Raw genomic sequence first — 4,841 nt, 5'->3', positions numbered from 1 at the left:
GCACCCGCGCCACCCGCGCCACGCCCCAGGCCATGCCCAGCACCAGGAAGGCGCCGAAGGCCAGCCCTGCCAGCTGTGCCGTCAGTTCCCGTTTCTGCCTGTCGTTCATGGCAGTCGCTCCAGCCCTGGCCGTGCCAGGTACAGGACTTCGTAGCCGACGCTGTCCGCACGCAGCTCCAGCGCCCCGGCGCTCACGCTGAAGCGCAGCAGCCTCCAGCGTTGCAGGTCGGCCGCTACCCAGACCGCCAGCACATCCTCCCGGCCCAGCAGTGCCTCGCCGGCGGCCAGCGCGCCGTCGCGCAGGGCGGCAGCGCCGGTGCCGGGTAGTGGCAGTTCCTCACGGTACAGGGCGCGGGCGGGTTGCGCGAAGGCCGGGCCACGGCGGGCAAGCAGGGGCAGCCAGGTCTCGATGTTCGGGCGGCCGAAGCTGTCGATCACGCTCTGGAAGGCGTCGCCGGCGAGGAAGCTCGCGGCTTCGCCGGGCTCGTGCCAGAGGTAGACCGAGGCGTAGAGGTTGCCTTCGGCGCCGTGGCGGCCCTGTTCCTGGAGGACGAAGGCCTTGGCGATCAGGCCGGGCCGGGCGTCCCAGTCCGGGCCCTTGGCGGCGGCGCGCTGGCGGATGGCCTGGAGGTCGTGGCCCGCCGGGAGGCGGTGGCTGTATTGCATGGCGAACATGGCGGACTCCTTCTGCAGGTGGCGTGAAGGCAGTCTGCGCGGTCGCTGTCAGGCGAAACAGATATGGATTCGTGTTTCAGTGATTCGATCTAGAAATCATTGAGGCCCAGCTCGCCCTGGGCCTGCTCCGGCTTCGGCCGCGCCGGGCGCTGGCGCGGCGGTGGCGGGGCGATCTTGCGTGGCGCGCGCGGTTCCGCCTCGGGTTCGGGCGGCGGCAGGGCCAGGCGCGTGCTCTGCACCGTCCACCAGCGCGGCAGCAGCTGGCGCACCTGGCTCTGGCCGAAGCGGTCGTCGATCAGCCAGACCACGCCCTGGTCCTGCTGGGTGCGGATCACCCGGCCGGCGGCCTGCACCACCTTCTGCAGGCCGGGGTAGAGGTAGGTGTAGTCGTAGCCATCCCCGAACTGACGGTGCATGCGCTCGCGGATCTGCTCGTTCACCGCGTTCACCTGGGGCAGCCCGAGGGTGGCGACGAAGGCGCCGATCAGGCGGTCGCCGGGCAGGTCGATGCCTTCGCCGAAGGCCCCGCCGAGCACGGCGAAGCCGATGCCGCGGCCGCCGTTGCGGAACTGTTCGAGGAAGCCTTCGCGCTCGGTTTCGTCCATGTTCCGCGCCTGCACCCAGACCGGCACGTCCGGCTCGTCGCGGACGAAGCGTTCGCGCACCTGCTCCAGGTAGGCGTAGCTGCTGAAGAACGCCAGGTAGTTGCCCGGCCGCTCGCGGTACTGGCGCGCCATCAGCTCGCAGATCGGCCGCACCGACTGCGCGCGGTGCTGGTAGCGGGTGGACAGGTTGCGCACCACCTGCACTTCCAGCTGTTCGGCGCGGAACGGCGATTCCACGTCGATCCAGGCGGTGTCCGCCGGCAGGCCGAGCAGGTCGCGGTAGTAGTGCGCCGGGGTCAGGGTGGCGGAGAACAGCGTGCAGCTGTGCGCCTCCTCGAAGCGCGGGCCGAGGAAGGGCGCGGGGATCAGGTTGCGCAGGCATAGGGTCGAGTAGACCCGGCCGCTTTCGCTCTCGCGGCGGGTGATGTCGAACAGCGAGTGTTCGCCGAAGGCTTCGGCCAGGCGGCAGAAGGCCATGGCGTCGAGGTAGAAGCTCAGCAGTTCCAGGCTGTTGCCGTCGGGCTGTTCGCTGAGGTGGTCGGTGATCGCCGTCACCGCCTTCTGCAGGGCGAGGATGAACAGTTCCGGGGCCAGCGGGTAGACCTGGTATTCCACTTCCTGGTCGCGGTGCAGCTGGTTCCAGTGGCGGCCGACGCGGTCCAGCGCGCCTTTCAGCTTGTTCGGTGCGACCCGGCGCAGGTCGAGGAAATCCGCCTGGTCCAGCTCGCCGGTGTACATCTTGCGGCCGCGCTCGACCAGGTTGTGCGCCTCGTCCACCAGCAGCGCCACCTTCCATTCGTTGAGCGCGGTGAGGGCGTAGAGCAGGGCGCTCATGTCGAAGTAGTAGTTGTAGTCGCAGACCACCACGTCGGCCCAGCGGCTCAGTTCCTGGCTCAGGTAGTAGGGGCAGATGGCGTGCTCGCGGGCCACTTCGCGGACCCGCGCCTGGTCCAGCCAGGCGCCGTCGAGGGCGGCCACGCGGGCGGCCGGCAGGCGGTCGTAGAAACCCTTGGCCAGCGGGCAGGAGTCGCCGTGGCAGGCTTTGTCCGGATGTTCGCAGGCCTTGTCGCGGGCCACGTGTTCGAGCACCCGCAGCGGCAGCGCCGGGTCGTCCTGGCGCAGGCTCGCCAGGGCCTCCAGGGCCAGGCGCCGGCCGGGGGTCTTGGCGCTGAGGAAGAACAGCCGGTCGAGGCCCTGGCCGGGCATGGCCTTGAGTTGCGGGAACAGGGTGCCGAGGGTCTTGCCGATGCCGGTGGTGGCCTGGGCCATCAGGTGGCGGCCGTCGCGGGCGGCGCGGTATACCGCTTCGGCGAGCTGGCGCTGGCCGTGGCGGAACTGCGGCCAGGGGAAGCTCAGGCGCTCCAGGGCGACATCGCGGGCCGCGCGGTGGGCCATCTCGCGTTCGGCCCAGACGATGAAGCGCTGGCACTGCTGCTCGAAGAAGGCGTGCAGTTCGTCGACCTCGAAGCGCTCCTGGAGCACCGTTTCCTTCTGCGTCATGACGTTGAAGTAGACGATCGCCAGGTCGATGCGCTCCAGGTCCTGCTGGGCGCAGAGCAGCCAGCCGTAGACCTTGGCCTGGGCCCAGTGCAGCTGGCGGTGGTTGTCGGGGATGCGCGAAATGTCGCCGCGGTGGGTCTTGATCTCTTCCAGGCAGTTGCGCGCCGGGTCGTAGCCGTCGGCGCGGCCGCGCACCACCAGGTTGCGGTAGGCGCCGGCCAGCGGCAGTTCGGCGATGTAGCCGGGGCCACGGCGGCCGACCACGGTGGCGTGCCCGGCCATGCCTTCCTGGGCGGTGGGCGAGGGGGTGAAGCGCAGGTCGAGGTCGCCGACCTTGGCGGTGAATTCGCAGAGGGCGCGCACCGCGACCTGGTAGTTCATGCCGCTTCGCCCGCGCCGGCCCAGGTCACGTAGCAGACCTCCACCGGCATGCCGTGCTCGGCGCAGAACGCCAGCCAGCGCTTCTGGTTGTCCTGCAGGCGGTCGCCGGGGCCCTTCACCTCGATCATCCGGTAGCGGCCTTCGCCGGGGTAGAACTGGATCAGGTCGGGCATGCCGGCGCGGTTGGCCTGCAGGTCGTCGAGCAGGCGGCCGAACCAGGCCTTGAGGTGCGTCGCCGGCAGGCAGGCCAGGGCCTGTTCCAGCAGGGGTTCGTCGAGCAGCTCCCAGTACACGAAGGGCGATTGCAGGCCCTGCTTGGCGCGGTGGATGCGACGGATTTCGTCGGCGTAGGCGCCGTTCTCCAGCAACGCCAGGCGCGCATCGAACAGCGCGGCGCGGCGTTCGCGGAAGCGGCTGTCGTTGAGGTCCGCCGGGCCGCTGTGGAAGGGGTGGAAGAAGGCGCCGGGCAGCGGGGCGAAGATGACATCCCAGCAGAGCAGGCCGAACAGGCTGCAGATCAGGGTGTTCTCCACGTAGTGCACCGGGGCCTCGGGGCGGTCCAGGTGCAGCTGCACGCACTGTTCGACGCTCAGCCCGGCGACGGGGGTCAGTTCCAGGTCGATGCGCGCCGGCGGCGCGGCCTTGCTTCGCGCCGGCTGGGCGACGCCGAGCTGGCGGCGCAGGCGCACCAGGGCGCGCTCGATCAGCTGCGCTTCGGCGGCGTCCTGCGGCCGGGCCTCGGCCTGCAGGGCCAGCTCGTAGGCCTCGGCGTGGCGTTCCAGGCGCTCCAGCACGCGCACCTGGCGCTGGCGGGCGGCGCTGTGCTCGCTGGCGGCGTAGACCCGCAGGGCGGATTCCCAGTCGGCCTCGCGCTCCAGCTGCTGGCCGATATGGAACAGCAGGCGGCCGCGCCGGCGTTGCAGGTGCGCGGTGGCGCAGTCCACGGCGGCGATCAGCGGCAGCAGTTGCTCGGCGCCGGCGCCCAGCTCGAAGGCTTCGCGGCAGCGTTGCAGGAACAGCTGGGCGTCGATTTCCGCGCGGCTGGCGAAGCCGCGCGATTCGAGCGTGAGCGGCGGCGTTTCGTAGCGCAGGATGCCCAGGTCGGTGAGGACGAACTCGGTCCAGTCCTGGTGCAGGTTGCCGAAGAACATCAGGCGCAGGCGTTCGATCAGCGCGCCTATGGCCAGGCTGTAGACCGGCTCGTCCATTTGTGGACACCAGTCGGCGAAGGGCCGCGGCGCGGCGTCGGCCTCGGCCAGTTCGGCGAGCAGCTCGGGCTTGCGCAGCTGGCGGCTGGACAGGCGCGCGCCGAAGCAGGCGAGGATTTCGTCCTTGCGCAGCAGCCCGAAGAGTTCCTCCAGGCCCAGCGCGGCGCCGCCGTCGAGCCAGCCGGCCTGCAGCAGCGGCGCGGCGGCCGCGCGCGGGCAGCCGATCTCCGGGTAGTCCAGCTTGCTCGCGCGAAAGTGCGGGCCCTTGCGCATGATCAGCCGCACCAGCAGCGCGCGGGCTTCCAGCGGCAGGCCGTGGAAGTCGCGGAGGAAGGCGCGTTCACTGGCGTCGAAGAGGTCGTCGTAGCGTTCTTCCAGCCAGCCGAGGGCGCGGTGGAAGTTGGCCAGGTAGTAGAAGCGCGGGTCGGTCTGGAAAGGCATGGGCGAGGACGAGGGCTGTATCTTTATACAG

3 protein-coding genes are annotated in these 4,841 nt (G+C 70.5%); all 3 read right to left on the bottom strand.

Annotated elements, in window-relative coordinates; translation table 11 throughout:
* Positions 1-105 precede the first annotated feature (105 nt).
* Positions 106-675 (bottom strand): DUF4865 family protein, encoded by a 570-nt coding sequence (locus P3W75_RS16685; RefSeq protein WP_276228420.1) that lies wholly within the window; start codon positions 673-675, stop codon positions 106-108.
* A gap of 89 nt (positions 676-764) precedes the next feature.
* Positions 765-3,161, bottom strand: a complete 2,397-nt coding sequence (locus P3W75_RS16680) for an ATP-dependent DNA helicase (RefSeq protein ID WP_276228419.1) — start codon at positions 3,159-3,161, stop codon at positions 765-767.
* Positions 3,158-4,810, bottom strand: a complete 1,653-nt coding sequence (locus P3W75_RS16675) for a VRR-NUC domain-containing protein (protein ID WP_276228418.1) — start codon at positions 4,808-4,810, stop codon at positions 3,158-3,160. Before P3W75_RS16675 ends, P3W75_RS16680 begins: the two co-directional genes overlap by 4 nt.
* Positions 4,811-4,841: the final 31 nt, after the last annotated feature.

This window comes from Pseudomonas citronellolis, from assembly GCF_029335315.1.
Lineage (GTDB): Bacteria > Pseudomonadota > Gammaproteobacteria > Pseudomonadales > Pseudomonadaceae > Pseudomonas > Pseudomonas citronellolis_A.
The sequence above is the reverse complement of the archived record's forward strand: the minus strand, read 5'-3'. Positions and strand labels throughout refer to the sequence as shown.

Coding starts and splice junctions, on each gene's coding strand:
- P3W75_RS16680 (WP_276228419.1), bottom strand. CDS start 3,161: ATGAACTACCAGGTCGCGGTGCGCGCCCTCTGCGAATTCACCGCCAAG.
- P3W75_RS16675 (WP_276228418.1), bottom strand. CDS start 4,810: ATGCCTTTCCAGACCGACCCGCGCTTCTACTACCTGGCCAACTTCCAC.
- P3W75_RS16685 (WP_276228420.1), bottom strand. CDS start 675: ATGTTCGCCATGCAATACAGCCACCGCCTCCCGGCGGGCCACGACCTC.